General features: G+C 45.9%; 15 protein-coding genes and 1 riboswitch. Of the genes, 3 read left to right on the plus strand and 12 right to left on the minus strand.

The genetic code is table 11. From position 1 onward, the window contains the following. Nucleotides 1-24: 24 nt before the first annotated feature. Both pta and ESE_RS0101250 read right to left on the minus strand, forming a co-directional pair. Entirely contained in the window at nucleotides 25-1,002 is a 978-nt protein-coding gene (gene pta, locus ESE_RS0101245) for a phosphate acetyltransferase (protein ID WP_010369953.1), read from the minus strand. A gap of 125 nt (nucleotides 1,003-1,127) precedes the next feature. After that, a complete protein-coding gene (locus tag ESE_RS0101250; protein WP_010369957.1) occupies nucleotides 1,128-1,790 on the minus strand; it encodes a uracil-DNA glycosylase in 663 nt (220 codons plus the stop codon). Between the two features lie 58 nt (nucleotides 1,791-1,848). Here ESE_RS0101250 and ESE_RS0101255 point away from each other — a divergent pair, with 58 nt between their 5' ends. The 3 genes from ESE_RS0101255 (at nucleotide 1,849) to ESE_RS0101265 (ending at nucleotide 3,235) form a co-directional block, all read left to right on the plus strand. Next, nucleotides 1,849-2,454: an LURP-one-related/scramblase family protein gene (locus ESE_RS0101255; protein WP_010369961.1), complete on the plus strand. Its 606-nt coding sequence runs from the start codon at nucleotides 1,849-1,851 to the stop codon at nucleotides 2,452-2,454. Then, nucleotides 2,440-2,534, plus strand: a riboswitch (guanidine-I (ykkC/yxkD leader). Its footprint overlaps the gene before it by 15 nt. Before the next feature lie 57 nt (nucleotides 2,535-2,591). Continuing rightward, entirely contained in the window at nucleotides 2,592-2,921 is a 330-nt protein-coding gene (locus ESE_RS0101260) for a DMT family transporter (RefSeq protein WP_224228719.1), read from the plus strand. Then, nucleotides 2,921-3,235 carry a DMT family transporter gene (locus ESE_RS0101265; protein ID WP_010369965.1) on the plus strand — a complete coding sequence of 105 codons (315 nt, stop codon included), beginning with the start codon at nucleotides 2,921-2,923 and terminating at the stop codon, nucleotides 3,233-3,235. The genes ESE_RS0101260 and ESE_RS0101265 overlap by 1 nt, the downstream gene beginning before the upstream one ends. A 41-nt stretch (nucleotides 3,236-3,276) precedes the next feature. On the opposite strand, the gene ESE_RS0101270 is transcribed toward ESE_RS0101265, so the two are convergent. The 10 genes from ESE_RS0101270 to eno all read right to left on the minus strand — a co-directional run bounded on the left by ESE_RS0101270 (nucleotide 3,277) and on the right by eno (nucleotide 15,646). Then, a complete protein-coding gene (locus ESE_RS0101270; RefSeq protein ID WP_010369968.1) occupies nucleotides 3,277-4,014 on the minus strand; it encodes an amino acid ABC transporter ATP-binding protein in 738 nt (245 codons plus the stop codon). Continuing rightward, entirely contained in the window at nucleotides 4,014-5,459 is a 1,446-nt protein-coding gene (locus ESE_RS0101275) for an ABC transporter substrate-binding protein/permease (RefSeq protein WP_010369971.1), read from the minus strand. The genes ESE_RS0101270 and ESE_RS0101275 overlap by 1 nt, the downstream gene beginning before the upstream one ends. A 90-nt stretch (nucleotides 5,460-5,549) precedes the next feature. Continuing rightward, the gene (locus ESE_RS0101280; RefSeq protein ID WP_010369974.1) at nucleotides 5,550-6,965 is read right to left on the minus strand and encodes an MFS transporter; all 1,416 of its coding nucleotides are present in this window, start codon (nucleotides 6,963-6,965) and stop codon (nucleotides 5,550-5,552) included. Next, nucleotides 6,962-7,762, minus strand: coding sequence for an alpha/beta hydrolase (locus tag ESE_RS0101285; RefSeq protein WP_010369977.1), 801 nt, complete (start codon nucleotides 7,760-7,762; stop codon nucleotides 6,962-6,964). Before ESE_RS0101285 ends, ESE_RS0101280 begins: the two co-directional genes overlap by 4 nt. A gap of 107 nt (nucleotides 7,763-7,869) precedes the next feature. Beyond that, complete coding sequence (smpB, locus tag ESE_RS0101290) at nucleotides 7,870-8,337, minus strand: SsrA-binding protein SmpB (protein ID WP_010369980.1); 468 nt, start codon at nucleotides 8,335-8,337, stop codon at nucleotides 7,870-7,872. A gap of 74 nt (nucleotides 8,338-8,411) precedes the next feature. Beyond that, complete coding sequence (rnr, locus tag ESE_RS0101295; protein WP_010369983.1) at nucleotides 8,412-10,769, minus strand: ribonuclease R; 2,358 nt, start codon at nucleotides 10,767-10,769, stop codon at nucleotides 8,412-8,414. A gap of 73 nt (nucleotides 10,770-10,842) precedes the next feature. Then, nucleotides 10,843-11,079 carry a preprotein translocase subunit SecG gene (gene secG / locus ESE_RS0101300; RefSeq protein ID WP_003608067.1) on the minus strand — a complete coding sequence of 79 codons (237 nt, stop codon included), beginning with the start codon at nucleotides 11,077-11,079 and terminating at the stop codon, nucleotides 10,843-10,845. A gap of 140 nt (nucleotides 11,080-11,219) precedes the next feature. After that, complete coding sequence (locus ESE_RS0101305; protein ID WP_010369996.1) at nucleotides 11,220-12,647, minus strand: MFS transporter; 1,428 nt, start codon at nucleotides 12,645-12,647, stop codon at nucleotides 11,220-11,222. 125 nt (nucleotides 12,648-12,772) lie between these two features. Then, nucleotides 12,773-14,149, minus strand: coding sequence for an amidase family protein (locus ESE_RS11250; protein ID WP_010369998.1), 1,377 nt, complete (start codon nucleotides 14,147-14,149; stop codon nucleotides 12,773-12,775). Between the two features lie 141 nt (nucleotides 14,150-14,290). Beyond that, on the minus strand, nucleotides 14,291-15,646 hold the full coding sequence (gene eno, locus ESE_RS0101315) for a phosphopyruvate hydratase (protein WP_010370001.1): 1,356 nt from the start codon (nucleotides 15,644-15,646) through the stop codon (nucleotides 14,291-14,293). Between the last annotated feature and the right edge of the window lie 199 nt (nucleotides 15,647-15,845).

Genomic DNA, 15,845 nt, shown 5'->3' on the forward strand with positions numbered 1-15,845 from the left:
GCGTTTCTAGTTATTATTTAATCATTATGCCAAAGCTTGTGCAGCCGTGATGATGGCTACCTTGTAGACATCTTCTTCATTTGCACCACGTGACAAGTCTGAAATTGGCTTTGCCAAACCTTGCAAGACAGGTCCGATTGCTTCAAAGCCACCCAAACGTTGCGCAATCTTGTAACCAATGTTACCTGATTGCAAATCTGGGAAGACAAAGACATTCGCGTGACCAGCAACCTCTGATTCAGGGGCCTTAGCAGCTGCAACTGATTCAACAAACGCTGCATCAAATTGCAACTCACCATCGATAGCCAATTCAGGTGCAGCCGTCTTAGCCAATTGCGTTGCTTCAGCAACCTTATCAACTTGTGGGGCCTTAGCTGATCCCTTCGTTGAGAAGCTCAACATTGCAACCTTTGGATCAATTCCAAAGACCTTGGCCGTGTTAGCTGATTGCACAGCAATTTCAGCCATTGTTTGGGCATCGATATCGATGTTAATCGCTGCATCTGCAAAGATGTAACGTTCGTCGTCACGTTGCATCACGAAGGCACCTGAAATACGTGATGAACCTGGGGCCGTCTTGATAATTTGCAAAGCTGGACGAACTGTGTCCCCAGTTGGGTGCGTTGCACCAGAAACCATACCATCAGCGACTTCAAGGTAAACCAACATCGTACCGAAGTAGTTAACATCTTCCAACCACTTTGAAGCAGTTGCCGCATCCGTCTTACCGTTACGACGTTCAACCAAAGCATCAACCATCTTCTCACGTGCATCTGCTGGGTATTCTGCAGGATCAATGATTTGCAAACCTGACAAATCAAAGTTGTTTGCTGCCGCAGTCGCTTCGATAGCTGCCTTGCTTCCCAACAAGATTGGCTTTACCAATTCTTCCGCAGCCAAACGAACTGCTGCGCCTTGAATACGTACATCTTCACCTTCTGGGAATACCAAAGTCTTACCTTGGCCCTTAATTTGTGATGACAATTGCTCAAAGAGTTCCATGATGGAAAACCTCCGTTTTTTTATAGCTTGATAGCGTTTTTTATTACAACCTTATTATGACAAATATCGCTTTTGTTTACTAGTCAAAAGTGACAATTTTTGTGATTTTTTTCACACAGAAATCATTACCACCGAATTGGTTGTTGCTGATTGGCCTCTAAAAAGGCATTCGCTTGTGAGAACGGGCGTGACCCAAAGAACCCACGATAGGCTGACAACGGGCTTGGATGTGGTGCCTGCAAAATCAAGTTATTTGGACCCGTGATTAGCGGGACCTTCTTTTGCGCTGGTTTTCCCCACAGAATAAAAACGGTTGGTTGCGATTGCTGGGCAACCAAACTAATGGTGGCGTCGGTCAATGGTTCCCAAATTTTACCAGCATGCCCATTTGCCTGATGAGCGGGCACTGTTAGGACTGTATTCAGTAAAAGCACGCCCTGCTCAGCCCAGGCGTGCAAATCACCCGTCCGTGGTGCTGGCTGATTCAAATCGGTGACATATTCTTTGTAGATATTCACAAGTGACTTTGGTAATGCCATGCCGGCAGGCACCGAGAAGCTAAGGCCTTGTGCCTGATCTGGATTCGGATATGGGTCTTGCCCAAGAATAACGACCTTCACTTGGCTGAGTGGTGTTGCCCGATAAGCGGCGAAAACATTCTCACGAGCTGGATAAACTGCCCCACTCGCATAAACTGTTTTTAAAAATTGCTGGACTGCATCAAAATACGACTGCCCTAATCGCTCAGTCAAAGGTTGCAGCCAGTCGGTGTCGGTTAAATCTGCCATGGTTATGCCTCACATTTTATTTGGTTTAACTATATAATAGGGCTAAGGGGGTGCCCACATGCGTGAATTATATCTAACACAAGTCACCCATGCCGCAACAGGCATGAGTCTGGTCACCAACGAATTGGGGACTATTGCATACTATATTACCGGAGAAATGGGACAAACTGGTAATCGTTTAAAAATTCTTGATAAAAGTGCTCACGTCTTAGCCGAATTAGAGCAAGCTTCCCTTGGCTTTTTGCCCCGTTTTATATTACGGGTCGCTAACACCCAGGTTGGGTCAATTGGCTTATCATTGCAGCTTCGAGAAGTTCTCTTCGTGAGTGGCGTGAATTGGTTAATCCTCGGCAATTTGGATAAACAACGTTTTCAAATCAGCAAAATGCGCCACCAACTGGCAGCCTCTTTTCCAAAAGGCGATGGCCGACTAACCATTCAAATCGCTGATGTTGATAATGAAGTTGCCCTCGTCTTAATCACGGCATTTCTGGACCGCTGGCAATTCATTGCGAGTGGTCGAACGGCGCCTTGGTTCACTTTCATGACTGGTCGTGAACCGCTACTTGGATCGTCATATCGCGAATTAAAGCCCGGTTTGCCAAGCCATTCCCAATTTGTTACACTTGGTACATCAATTAAATCGCATCAAAAGCGTCGCTAGGGTTCCGCACAGTTACTGTGGTCTGGTCCAAGAGCGACCGCGTGCTCGCACGTACACGGAAGGACAAAAGCCTGGGAGTTAACGACATATGCCGCTAACTCCCAGGCTTTTCTATTGATGCGGCCAAAGGAGGAAATATGATGACTTTATTACGAAATCCGTGGCTAAAGGTGGCCGCTGCAGTGGTTTTTGAACCCATGTGGGTGTTGGGGATGAAACACGCCGACAATATTTGGATGACTGGGTTAACCATTTTCGCCCTGATTGCCTCTTTCTTCATGCTACTTAAGGCAAGTGATGAATTACCTGTCGGCACAGTCTACGCCATTTTTGTTGGTCTTGGTACCGTCGCGACCATCATTGCCAACTGGGCGTTCTATGGTGAATCACTCGGTGTCGTGCAATTGGGCTTAATTGCGGCCCTACTCTTCGGGGTTATTGGTTTGAAATTAATGGAGGACGCATAATGGCTTGGTTATTTATTATTTTAGCTGGACTTGGCGAAACCAGTGGTGTCGTCATGATGAATGAATGGCACCGTCGCCGGCACTGGTCGGCCATCGTTGGGCTACTCATTAGCTTCGGGTTTAGTCTATCACTACTCTCACTGGGGATTCGTGATATTCCATTGGGTACGGCCTATGCTGTCTGGACTGGCATTGGTACAGTCGGTGGTACCCTGGTTGGTATGCTTTTTTACGGCGAATCACGCGATTGGAAACGTATTCTATTTATCGCCATCATCTTAGCCGCCGCTGTCGGTTTGAAATTTACGGAATAATAAAATCCCGCGGTCACAACAATGACCAGCGGGATTTTTCATTAGACATTCAAAACTTTATTCAAGAAGTCGCGTGTGCGCTCATCTTGAGGGTTATTAAAGACTTCCTCAGGCGTGCCTTCTTCACGAATATAACCATCAGCGAAGAAAACAACCCGATCAGCAACTTGCTTGGCAAAGCCCATTTCGTGGGTCACGACAATCATCGTCATCCCCTCTTCCGCAAGTTCTTTCATAACAGCCAATACATCCCCAACCATTTCGGGATCAAGGGCTGACGTTGGCTCATCAAACAGCATAATCTTTGGATTCATGGCCAACGCACGTGCAATCGCTACACGTTGCTTTTGTCCCCCCGACAAAGTGTTCGGCTTAACATCCGCCTTATCAGCTAGGCCAACCCGATCAAGCAACTTACGGGCCGTCTGTTCAGCTTCAGCCTTGCTTTGCTTACCTACTTCAACTGGGGCCAACATCATGTTTTCCAACACCGTCAAATGTGGAAACAAGTTAAAGTGTTGGAACACCATGCCAATCGTTTCGCGTGTTTTATCAATGTTGTTCTTTGGGTCAACCAAATCCCAACCATTAATCTTAATTTGACCAGAATTAATTTCTTCCAACTTATTAAGCGAACGCAAGAAAGTTGACTTTCCTGAACCAGATGGTCCAATCATAACAACCACTTCGCCTTCTGCAACGTCCAAACTAATGCCCTTCAAGACCTCGTTTTTACCGTAGCTTTTGTGAACATCCTTCACTTCAACAATCGCTGCCATTAGTTAATCCTCTTTTCTACCCAGTTAGATAACCACGTCAACAACGTGATGACAATCAAGTACAAAACAGCAATCATTAACCAGACCTTGAACCCTTGGAGGTTACGTGCAATGATCAACGTACCCGTTTGTGTCAGTTCAATAATTCCGATTGCTGACAAAATTGATGTATCCTTCAACGTGATAATAAATTGGTTAATGAAACTAGGAATCGTCAAACGAATTCCTTGTGGCATCACAACCTTACGCATTGCCTTACCATATGGCATACCAAGTGACCGAGCAGCTTCTAGCTGACCCGGATCAACTGACTTAAAGCCACCACGCACGAACGCCCCGATATAGGCACCTTCATTCAAAATCAGCGTAATGACACCAGCTGTAAAGGCTGGAATCTTCTGGCCGGTCAAATTAGGAATTCCAATATAAATAAAGAAGGCCAAAACTAGCATTGGCAAACCACGGAAGATGTAGATAATAACTGATGATAAGCCTCGGATAAGCTTACTTGGCGCAACACCCATCACACCAAGTAGCACACCCCAAAGAGCTGCCAAGATGATACCAACAATTGTTAATTGCAACGTCTTAATCAATCCATCAAGCAAAGCCGCCTTGTTTTCTTTAATCAACGACCAAATAGATTGGTCAGCAGCCGACTTAGCAGCTGCATTTTCCTTGTAGTTGTACCCACCTTCACCAAGGTAACGGTTAACGATTTTATCGTAAGTGCCATCCTTGACCAACTTGGCATAACCAGCATTGAAATCCTTTAGCAACGCTGCATTAGTGCCCTTCTTAACCCCAAAGCCGTACCAATTACCATCAGCTGGGTCCGTCACAATTTTCATCTTTGTGCCTTGTTGAATCGCATAGGCCATTACTGGCTGATCCTCAAAAGCCGCCACGGTGTTACCGATGATGACATCATTGTACATCGTGTTTGAATCATTAAAGTAGGTAATCTTGAAATCGTACTTTTTGGCCATTCGTTGCGCATACATCGCGCCAGAACTACCCGTCTTGGCTGCCACGGTCTTACCCTTCAAGTCTTTCAGTGAATCCACCTTAGACTTGTTAGCAACTGCCATAACGATACCACTCTTGTAGTATGGTGTACCAAAATCAAACGTTTGCTTACGTTCATCCGTAATCGACATACCCGCCAAGATACCGTCAACTTGGCCTGCCTGAACCGCTTGTACACCCGCGTTAAAACTCATTGGCTTCAACGTATACGTAAAGTGTTCGCGCTTCGAAATTTCCTTCAGCATATCCATGTCGATACCACGATAATCCCCACCTTGGGTTTGAAACTCAAATGGTGGGAACGTCGTATCCGTTGTAATCGTGTAATGCGATGCTGCATGCATCGTTTGCCCGCCGACTGTCATCCCCATGACGGTCGCAACTAGCACTACCAGGCCGGTCAGCCATTTGCGCATGACGAAATCCTCCTAAATCACCCATATTATTCTATATGCTAGTATCTTACTCTCATTCAGAAAAAAGATGTTGTGTGATGTCAGATTTGCTCACATTTCCGATTTACTGGTCGCTGTCCGCCAAACATTTATGATAAGTGCGATCAGCGACGCACCGACTGCGACATAAAAGACAATCCGACTTGCGTGCAGGTAGGTTGTGCCTAGGCCACGCGTGATGTGCTTAACGCCTGGTAGTTGTGCATACAGGAAGTTTGTCGCAAAACTAATACCGACCGCCATGCCAATTGTCCGGAATAATGAATTCATCGAACCGGCAACACCAGCCAGGTTCGGTGATACCAACCCCATCGTAATCGAATTGTTAGGCGTTAAGGTAAATGCCATTCCCACCCCGTTTAGAATAATTGGCCACAGTACGTAGCCTAAGCCACTCTGGCCACCATAGAAAGCATAACCAATTTGCGACACTAACAACATGGCTAGGCCAATTGTCACCAGTTGCGGCCGTCGTTCAGGCGTTGATGCTAATCGACCAACAAACGGTGATAGCAATAACATCACGACAGATTGGGCGGCAACAATCAAACCACTCACGCCCGGGGAAAACGGTAAGTAATCCTGTAGATAGAACGGCAACAAGATGTTAGAAAAGGAATTAACGAACATGGCCAAGAATAACACGCTGGTTGACGTTAAGAAGGTGATATTCCGTAAGACTTGTGGGTCAATCCAAGGTGACGGTGCAAAATCATCCTGCAAGAATGATAACGCCGTGACGATTCCACCACCGACCAGAAAGACCATCATATTTGTGAATTGGTTCAGTCCTGGCAATGTAATCCAACCACTACTGAACATTAAAACGACACCGACTGAAAAAATTAATTGTCCTAACCAGTTAACACGTCGCGCTTGTTCACGAATATCAGCCCAGGTTAGTCGCGGCCGAGGAAAGGCCCCCTTCGCCCAGAACATAATCGCGACGGCGACCGGTACGTTTAGTAAAAAGATCCATCGCCATGACAAAATCGATGTAATTAAGCCACCAACGGCAGGACCTGAAATTGACCCAACCGAGATAAACATGGAATTATAAGCCAGTGCCTTGGCGCGTTCCTTGTCAGCAAAGTGTTCGTTAATGATACCCATCGCATTCGCCATGACCATCGCTGAACCCACCGCTTGCACAAAGCGACCAACTAACACACCAATAAAATTAGGTGCGATACCAGTTAAGAGCGAGCCCATAATAAACACCCAGCCACCAGCTCGGTAGACCGCGTTTTTCGAAAAAACGTCACCCGCGTGACCAAACATGACCAAGAAGACAACCGTCGTAATGAGGCCAACTTGTACAACCTGAGTACTTAAGGATGCACTAACGTCAAATGCACGTGCCATGCGTGGCAAAGCCAGTGTCACACTCGCCCCAGATAAAGCCGTGACAAATGAAAAAGCACCTAATGAGACCGTAATCGACTGTGAATTTTGTGTCTCACTCATGACGCTGCCCTCAAGTCCAACACACGGATCACAAAGGCGATTGAAGCCGGCAAAGCATCAACCATATACCCTTCACCATGACGTCCACCTGGCAAAACCAAGGTTTCAACCCCGACCCCTAATGTGATTAAGCGATTCATTAAGGTCGCAACTTCGCCAACTGGCACTAACTCAGTCATCGAATTTGCAATAAAGACCGGTTTCGTTGCGGGTGTTAACCGATCATAAATGGTTGCCGTTTCATATGGTACTTGTCCATTTGCTGTTAGATTATCAACTAACCACTTATAGTAGGCTTGGTTTTCACCATCTTGATCGATATCTTTTGACTTCACATCAGCCCCAATAATTAGTTGCTTACCCACGACGTCAGGATGCGTTGCCATGAATCCGGCTAAATCATTTAATCCTGACCATGAGACCGTTGGCGTTGCTAATAATTGCGCGGCCTCTAAGGCGATATTACCACCAGATGAGGCACCCCACATAACTAGCTTATCTAACCGGAAATTTTCATTTGCAACAAGCCACTTTACCGCTGTAACCGCATCAGTCCGTTGAGTGGGAAAGATATTCTCGCCCGTCGCACCATTCGCTAAACGATAATTAATCGCTGCAACGCGAAAGTTTGCCGCGACAAGCGCACTGGCCAGTTCATCCTCCTTACGCTTATCACCTTGCCACCAGCCGCCACCATGAACAAGGACGATATCGGCAATTGCGTCACTTTCCGGCTCGTAAATATCTAATTTTTGTAACGCATCTGCCCCATATGCTAAATCTTTATTAATCTTCATTTTCTTTTCCCCCAAAAATAATTGTTCTAAAACACCCCCATTATAGCGCTTTACTTATCAAAACTATGCAAAAAATGAGCCGATATTAGTAATATCGGCTCATTTTTTTAGCGAACTTTCAGATTACGACGCAAATCGCGTTCCTGATCACGCTTTTTAATTGTCTCACGCTTATCGTAATTATGCTTACCCGTTGCAACCCCAATCAATACCTTTGCGAAACCATGTTTTAAATAAACTCGCAGCGGCACGATTGTCTTACCTTGTTGCGCCGTAGCTTCACCAAGCGCTTTAATTTCATTTTTGTGGAGTAACAAACGTCGGCTACGTAATGGCTCATGGTTAAACCGGTTTCCCTGTTCAAACGGACTGATATGCACATTATCTAGCCAAGCTTGCCCATCACGCACCTGTATAAACCCATCAGCAATCGTAATCTTACTTGCCCGGACCGACTTAATTTCCGTTCCGGTTAGTTCAATACCCGCTTCGTACGTCTCACCAATAAAGTAGTTGTACTTCGCCTTGTTGTTGGTTGCAAGTGCACCATCGTTATTTGACTTCTTCTTGGCCATAATGACCTCCTAAAGCTTTTCTCCGTTTAGATGGTTTTCTTGTTTCACGAGAAAACCACCACTCTATGATCTTCTTAGTGTCGGCCCTTACGGTTTGTGTTTTGGTGCTTTGATTCTGGCTTGCGGTCGGTGTTCGCACCAAATGGCTTTCCACCGTTGTGCGTCTTACCACCCTTGCTTGAGCGGTTATTCTTGTCGTTGCTACGACGTTCACCACGGTTACGACCACCAAAGGCACCACGACGGTCCTCAGGTACCTTAATATCCGTGATTGGCGCAGCATCAGGATCAACTAACACAAAGTCCAACGCTGATTGTTCCTTATCCACACGAACCAAACGTACCTTAACAGGTTGTCCAATTTGATAGATGTGGTGGAAACGACGACCAATCAAGGCCATGTGGGCCTCGTCGTAAACATATTGATCATCCGTGAAGTTTGATGTGTGAATCAACCCTTCAACCGTGTTCTCCAATGACACAAACATACCGAACTTCAAGACACCATTAACGACTGCCTCGAATTCATCGCCAACCTTGTCAGCCATAAATTCGGCCTTCTTCATGGCATCCGTATCACGTTCTGTGTCAACCGCACGACGTTCACGAACAGAAGTGTCTTCACCAATTTGAGCCAACTGATCACGGTACTTAGCTTGCGCTTCTTCACCCAAACCATTCTTCTCATACCACTTAATCAAACGATGAACCGTCAAATCAGGGTAACGACGAATTGGTGACGTAAAGTGCGTGTAGTACTCAGCGCCGATACCAAAGTGACCCAATGGTTGGTCTGAATACTTGGCTTGCTTCATCGTACGCAACATCATCGTTGAAACCATTTGTTCTTCTGGACGATCCAAGAAGAAGTTATGGATGGCTTGCAAATCAGTTGACTTGATGTTTTCGGGATCGATCTTAACCGGTGCACCGAGGGCCTTCACGAAGTCCACAAAATTTTGGACGCGATCAGCATCCGGCGTTTCGTGAATACGGTACAAGAATGGCACGTTGGCTTGGTCAAAGTGCATGGCAACAGTTTCATTCGCTGCCAACATGAATGACTCAATCATACGTTCAGACAAACCACGTTCACGCAATTCAATGTCCGTTGGCTTACCCGTCTCATCGACAATAATCTTAGCTTCTGGCGCATCAAATTCAATTGCCCCACGTTCTGTACGCTTTGCAGCCAAGGCGTTGTGCAATTGTTCCATTTCTTCGAACATTGGCACTAAGTCGCTGTATTCTGAACGAGTTTCCTCATCACCAGCCAAGATAGCGTTAACTGCCTTGTAAGTCATACGGGCATGCGAACGCATCACTGATGTGTGCAAACGGTGGTTAACCAAGTCACCAGCTGGGGTGAATTCCATTTCAGCTGACATCGCCAAACGATCCACACCAGGGTTCAATGACGCAATACCATTTGAGATATTGCGTGGCAACATTGGGATAACTCGGTCCGTCAAGTAAACTGACGTACCACGGTTATAGGCCTCTTCATCCAACGGTGTGCCTTCAACAACATAGTGAGAAACGTCCGCAATGTGAACACCAAGGTGGAAGTTACCATTTGGCAATTTCCAGACAACAACCGCGTCGTCCAAGTCCTTTGATTCAATCGCATCAATCGTAACCAATGGTTGGTCCGTAATATCTTCACGGCCTTCACGTTCAGCATCTTGTACGTCTTCTGGAATCTTGTTCGCTTGTTCTAGGACAGCTTCTGGGAAAACGTGTGGCACATCGTGGTTGTACACGATTTGTAGAATATCAACCCCAGGCTCATCCTTGTAACCAATCTTCTCAGTAATCGCACCCGTGAAACGCTTTGGGGCAACTGCTGATGGATATTGATCAATCGTCGCCATCACAATTTCGCCGTCAGTCGCTGCCACGCCACCTTCCTTAACTAGGAATTCAAATGACGCAAACTTCTTGTCCGTCAAGCGGATGCTACCAACGTAACCCTTGTATTCTGAGCCCAGCTTAAACTCACCAACCACGTGCTCACGGGCGTGCGTAATAATCTCGGCAACCTTACCTTCTGGCCCGCGACCGCTCGTAGTGTCACCCTTACTCAACAACTTCACACGAACCTCATCACCTTGTACGGCGAACATTGTGTTGTCAGGGTTAACGAAGACATCTTCAGCCTTATCATCATAGTGCACGAAACCAAAGCCCTTATCATTAGACTTGAACGTTCCGATAACACCTTCCTTATCGGCGTCATATTGGAATGCGCCTTCATCATTAACCTTCACTTTGCCGGCACGTTCCAAAGCTGCTAAAGCTTGAACAACCTTTGTAAAGGCATTTGCGTCATCCAAGCGTAAACCATCGACCAACGTTTGTGCTGGATAGGCTTGGGTTGGATTCGCCTTTAGGAAACCAAATAATTGGTCCTGTAATTTTTGTGCGTCCATTAAAATCTCACTCTTCTATATAATCAAAGACCCCTCGCAACAAGTCACGAGAGGTCAGTAGCGCTGTTTGTGTTTAGTGTGAAGATAGGTAAACTAGTGCCAATCCCAAAATAAACCAGATTGCTCCAAGAATAGCCGTGATTCGTTGCATCACTGCCTCGAACCCACGTGCCTTTTGCGTTGCGAACAAATCGCCGCCACCACCTGACAAGGCAGACAAAGCATCTTGTTGCTTAGATGGTTGCATCAACACTGCCAAAATAATTAACACGCCAACGACAATCATCGCTGTCAACAATACGTTGTACATTGTGGGCGCCTCCTCTTCATTCCCGATCATGTCGGGTTTTTATACTTGTCTAGCATAACATACGAACGTCTGTCTCTCAACAAAAAACGAGACATTCGATTATCGAACATCTCGTGACTTTTTATCATCGTAATAATTAGCTAGGCGCGCTTCTCACGGCGACGCATCCAAACGCGGTAATACGTCATGATAAACGCAATGACGAGCAAAATACCTGCGACTGCAAATGCAACGTGCATACCGGCTACAAACGCTTCCGGATGCTTAGCAGGATACGTTGTAACTGATGTACCAAGCTGTGCGCTCATGACTGCGTACAAGACAGAAGTTACCAATGTCGTACCTGTAATCATTCCCAAGTTACGTGCTAAGGCATTTAGTGAACCTGCCACACCCAGCTTATCTTGTGGCGCATTTGACATAATCAAGGCATTATTTGGTGACTGGAAGAAAGCCATTCCGAATCCTGAACCAGCCAATAGCAGACCAACCACTAGCATTGGTGTGTTGGCACCAGCAAAGAACCAGCTAAACATTACAACTGCTAAGACCGTCAAACCAAATAAAGTTACATATTCACGATCCATCTTATCAGCCAAAGTACCAGAAACCGCTGAAAATACCAACATTGCAACTGGCCACAAGAGCATATACATACCCGAGGTACCCGTGCTCAACCCACGCAAGTTTTCAAGGTAGAACGGCATCAACACATTAATAAAGAAGTTCGTTACAAAGACCAAGAAGGCCGTAATCAAACTAATCGTAAACAACTTTGACTTAAAAATCGTCAAATCAAGCAGTGGCTTCTCTGCATGTAGCTCGTGACGCACGAACAAAACAAAGAAGATAATTGCGATAATAATTGTCACCACCGGTACAGGAGCTAAGAAACCTTGCACTTGGGCAATATTGAAGCCTAGGAACAAGATAGCGACAAACAAGAAGAGTGAGATGGCACCCCACCAGTCAATTTCTGGCTTCACGCCTTGCTTAGAAGACTTTGGTAGCAAGAATGCACCCGCAACAATCGCGATAATGCCAATTAGGACGTTGATCCAGAAAATGTATGACCAACTCAAATTTTGCAGCAACATACCACCAAGGGCTGGTCCCAAAATAGAACCAAGTGACACCCACGCAGCGATAAACGACATCGCACGGCCACGCAAATTTTGTGGCGCAAGCGTTGTCGTAATACCGAATGAATTACTCATGGTCATCGAAGCCCCGACAGCTTGTACGAAACGGGCAAATAACAAAAATGGCAAACCTAAATCAATTCCCGCCAAGACAGAACCAAGGGTAAAGACAACCGTTCCAATTCTAAAAATCTTAATCTTGCCCAGTTGATCACCCAAATTACCAAACAACGCCAACAATCCTGAAATAACAATTAAATAAATTGAGACTGTCCACGTTGCCTGGTTCATGGGAATATTCATTTCCTTAGACATAACTGGCAATGCAATGTTGACGATTGAGCCGTCCAAGGTGCTCATAAAGGTGAACAACCCGACCGCCGTCATCGACAACCATAGCTTCAAACCGCTTTGACTCTCTTGCATGATATGCTTACTTCCTTATTTTTTATCACCAATTAGTATAGCACCTGAAGTAATAGGTGTCTGAATAAAAGCACCAAAAAAAGATGTCATGATTTCACTCATGACATCCTTGTTTTCACCAAAAGCTAATCCCTTTGCCAAGCCATTGTTTCGGATCCTTCACCTAGACTTGGGATAACGCGTTGACCAATTTCTTCAGCCGCCCGAGCGAACGTCAGTAGCTTAGCCTCTTCATGTGGCCGGGCAACTGCAATGATGCTTGCTAACCCGCCAAATGTAACATCCCCAAATTGGCCGAATGGGATACTAATACTTGGATACCCCGCCACAGCAGCAAAATCAACCAACCTAAAGTCAGCACCGACAACAACGTCACTTGCTGTCAGCAATTTTTCAAGGCTCGTTGTGGCATAATTGCGTGCCCGTCGATCAACGTCTTGATAGACGGGCGAACTAAGGTCGCCGGTGGTTGATTCGGCAGCCAGCAACAAATTTTGACCAAATGGTGCACGTGTCGCCAAATCAGCATTGTTATATGCAATGATATCAGTCAATGATTGGTTACGGCCCCGTTCCCGCAAATATTCATCCAAGTCGTGCTTAAATTCAAATAACAATCGTTGATATTCGGCAGCCTCGTCAGACGGTGGCAATACCGCGTCGTACCGTTTAAACGTAAAGCTCGTTAAGTTGGCCATCATTTGATTGACAACATGTTGTGCCAACACATCGGTTTCGTCAGGCTGTAACACTGTCACATCACTGACTGATGCAGTCGTTGCGCCACCGAGTGCTTGCCAGACCGTCGCAACGTCCGCCACAGTTCTACCAATCGGTCCAGGCGCATCTTGTGAATGGGCCAATGGGAGAATGCCAACTACTGGCCACGCCCCGACGGTTGGCTTCAGCCCTACCACACTATTCGCTTGCGCAGGTGCCAAAATAGACCCATTTGTTTCCGTACCAATTGTAATAGCCGCCAAACTCAGCGAAGCGGCGACCCCAGATCCTGAGCTCGAGCCACTTGGCGTTAAGTCTGGAAAGATGGCATTAATCGTCTGACCCCCCACCACTGAAAAGCCCGAAGGTTCAATATCCGACTTAAAATGCGCAAATTCTGATAAGTTCGTCTTACCGAGAATGATGGCACCTGCTTCGCGTAACTTTTGTACTAATTGGGCGTCCTGTGTCGCAACATTATTCGTTAATGCCAAGGCACCAGCGGTTGTCGGCAGCCCGGCAACATCAATATTATCCTTCACTAAAATTGGTATCCCATGCAACGGGCCACGGACATGACCGTGCTGCCGTTCCCCATCAAGCGTCTCTGCTTCAGCAAGGGCGTCGGGATTAACAAGGACCAATGCGTTAACGTTGAATGGTGGCGTACTAAAAAATGCCATCCGTTCAAGATAGGCCGTCGTTAGTTCCACACTGTTAAACTTCCCCTGTTGCAGTCCCAATGAAAGTGTTGCAATATCCTGTTCTCTCACTTTGACCATTTCGTCCCCCTCTTTTCATTTTCTAATTGTATTCTAATATTATACACATTAAAAAAGGAAACGCGCGTAAAAAAGACGACACTGACTCATTCGAGTTAGTGTCGTCTTTAATTAAATCAATCTATTCGATCGAACTCGTGATTAGCGCTCGTAGTTAACGATAGCTTCGCGAGCAGTCTTGTCGATGTTGTAGAAGCTGTTGATACCCTTGTATTCAGCAACCTTGTCAGTCAACAAGTCTTCGATACGCATCAATTGGTTGTACTTAGCAATACGGTCAGTACGTGACATTGAACCAGTCTTGATTTGACCCGCGTTCGTAGCAACAACCAAGTCAGCAATCGTCGTGTCTTCAGTTTCACCTGAACGGTGTGAAACGATAGCCGTGTAACCAGCTTCCTTAGCCATTTCGATAGCTTCCATAGTCTCAGTCAAAGTACCAATTTGGTTAACCTTGATCAAGATGGCGTTACCGGCACCCTTTTCGATACCCTTAGCCAAGAACTTCGTGTTCGTAACGAAGAAGTCGTCACCGACCAATTGAACCTTCTTGCCCAAACGGTCAGTCAACTTTACCCAGTTATCCCATTGCTCTTCATCATCCAAGTTCTCAGCTTCTGCTAGAGGGTCTTCGATTGATACAACAGGGTACTTGTTTACCAAGTTCTCCAAGTAGTCGATGAACTCGTCAGTCGTGTATTCCTTCTTATCAGGCTCACCTGCCAACGTGTAGATCTTCTTCTCGTGGTCGTAGAATTCTGATGAGGCAACGTCAAAGGCAATGGCGATGTCCTTACCAGGCTTGTAACCAGCACGCTCGATAGCGTTCAACAAGAACTCAAATGGCTCTGCGTTTGAGGCGAAGTTAGGAGCGAATCCACCTTCGTCACCAACAGCAGTTGAGTGACCTGATTCCTTCAACAATGCTTGCAATGCGTGGAAAGTTTCTGAACCCATACGGATAGCTTCAGCAACAGTCTTTGCACCAACTGGCATGATCATGAACTCTTGGAAGTCAACAGAGTTGTCCGCGTGGGCTCCACCGTTAACAACGTTCATCATTGGCGTAGGCAAAACCTTTGAGTTGAAACCACCAAGGTAGTTGTACAAAGGCGTTCCCAATTCGTCAGCAGCTGCACGAGCAGCAGCAATTGAAACACCAAGGATAGCGTTGGCACCCAACTTACCCTTGTTTGGAGTTCCGTCCAATTCGATCATCGTACGGTCCAACAAAACTTGGTCAGTAACATCCATACCAACCAACTTGTCCTTGATAACCTTGTTAACGTTTTCAACGGCCTTCAATGTTCCCTTACCCAAGAAACGACCCTTGTCACCGTCATGCAATTCAACGGCTTCGTTAACACCAGTTGAAGCTCCTGAAGGAACGATTCCGCGACCGAAACCACCCAATTCAGTGTAAACTTCAACTTCAACAGTTGGGTTACCACGTGAGTCCAAGACTTCGCGTGCGTAAATATCAGTAATTGCAGACATGTTGTCTTCTCCTTACTTGTTTTAAAAGTATAGTTATCTGGGAATATCCCTTGTCATTTATTGTAACATAATTCACACGTTGTGTAGCAATTCATTGCCCTTTATTACGATTATTGTGCGAACCGTATACGAAACACTTACTGATAAATAGTAGCAATTATTCCGTGTTGCATTTGTTACATTACTGTCCACTATGTCA

Source organism: Weissella cibaria KACC 11862, assembly GCF_000193635.1.
Taxonomy (GTDB): Bacteria; Bacillota; Bacilli; order Lactobacillales; family Lactobacillaceae; genus Weissella; species Weissella cibaria.

What these genes read in the sequence shown, in the direction of transcription:
- pta (WP_010369953.1), bottom strand. Translation starts at nt 1,002, where the DNA reads ATGGAACTCTTTGAGCAATTGTCATCACAAATTAAGGGCCAAGGTAAG.
- ESE_RS0101250 (WP_010369957.1), bottom strand. Translation starts at nt 1,790, where the DNA reads ATGGCAGATTTAACCGACACCGACTGGCTGCAACCTTTGACTGAGCGA.
- ESE_RS0101255 (WP_010369961.1), top strand. Translation starts at nt 1,849, where the DNA reads ATGCGTGAATTATATCTAACACAAGTCACCCATGCCGCAACAGGCATG.
- ESE_RS0101260 (WP_224228719.1), top strand. Translation starts at nt 2,592, where the DNA reads ATGATGACTTTATTACGAAATCCGTGGCTAAAGGTGGCCGCTGCAGTG.
- ESE_RS0101265 (WP_010369965.1), top strand. Translation starts at nt 2,921, where the DNA reads ATGGCTTGGTTATTTATTATTTTAGCTGGACTTGGCGAAACCAGTGGT.
- ESE_RS0101270 (WP_010369968.1), bottom strand. Translation starts at nt 4,014, where the DNA reads ATGGCAGCGATTGTTGAAGTGAAGGATGTTCACAAAAGCTACGGTAAA.
- ESE_RS0101275 (WP_010369971.1), bottom strand. Translation starts at nt 5,459, where the DNA reads ATGCGCAAATGGCTGACCGGCCTGGTAGTGCTAGTTGCGACCGTCATG.
- ESE_RS0101280 (WP_010369974.1), bottom strand. Translation starts at nt 6,965, where the DNA reads ATGAGTGAGACACAAAATTCACAGTCGATTACGGTCTCATTAGGTGCT.
- ESE_RS0101285 (WP_010369977.1), bottom strand. Translation starts at nt 7,762, where the DNA reads ATGAAGATTAATAAAGATTTAGCATATGGGGCAGATGCGTTACAAAAA.
- smpB (WP_010369980.1), bottom strand. Translation starts at nt 8,337, where the DNA reads ATGGCCAAGAAGAAGTCAAATAACGATGGTGCACTTGCAACCAACAAC.
- rnr (WP_010369983.1), bottom strand. Translation starts at nt 10,769, where the DNA reads ATGGACGCACAAAAATTACAGGACCAATTATTTGGTTTCCTAAAGGCG.
- secG (WP_003608067.1), bottom strand. Translation starts at nt 11,079, where the DNA reads ATGTACAACGTATTGTTGACAGCGATGATTGTCGTTGGCGTGTTAATT.
- ESE_RS0101305 (WP_010369996.1), bottom strand. Translation starts at nt 12,647, where the DNA reads ATGCAAGAGAGTCAAAGCGGTTTGAAGCTATGGTTGTCGATGACGGCG.
- ESE_RS11250 (WP_010369998.1), bottom strand. Translation starts at nt 14,149, where the DNA reads ATGGTCAAAGTGAGAGAACAGGATATTGCAACACTTTCATTGGGACTG.
- eno (WP_010370001.1), bottom strand. Translation starts at nt 15,646, where the DNA reads ATGTCTGCAATTACTGATATTTACGCACGCGAAGTCTTGGACTCACGT.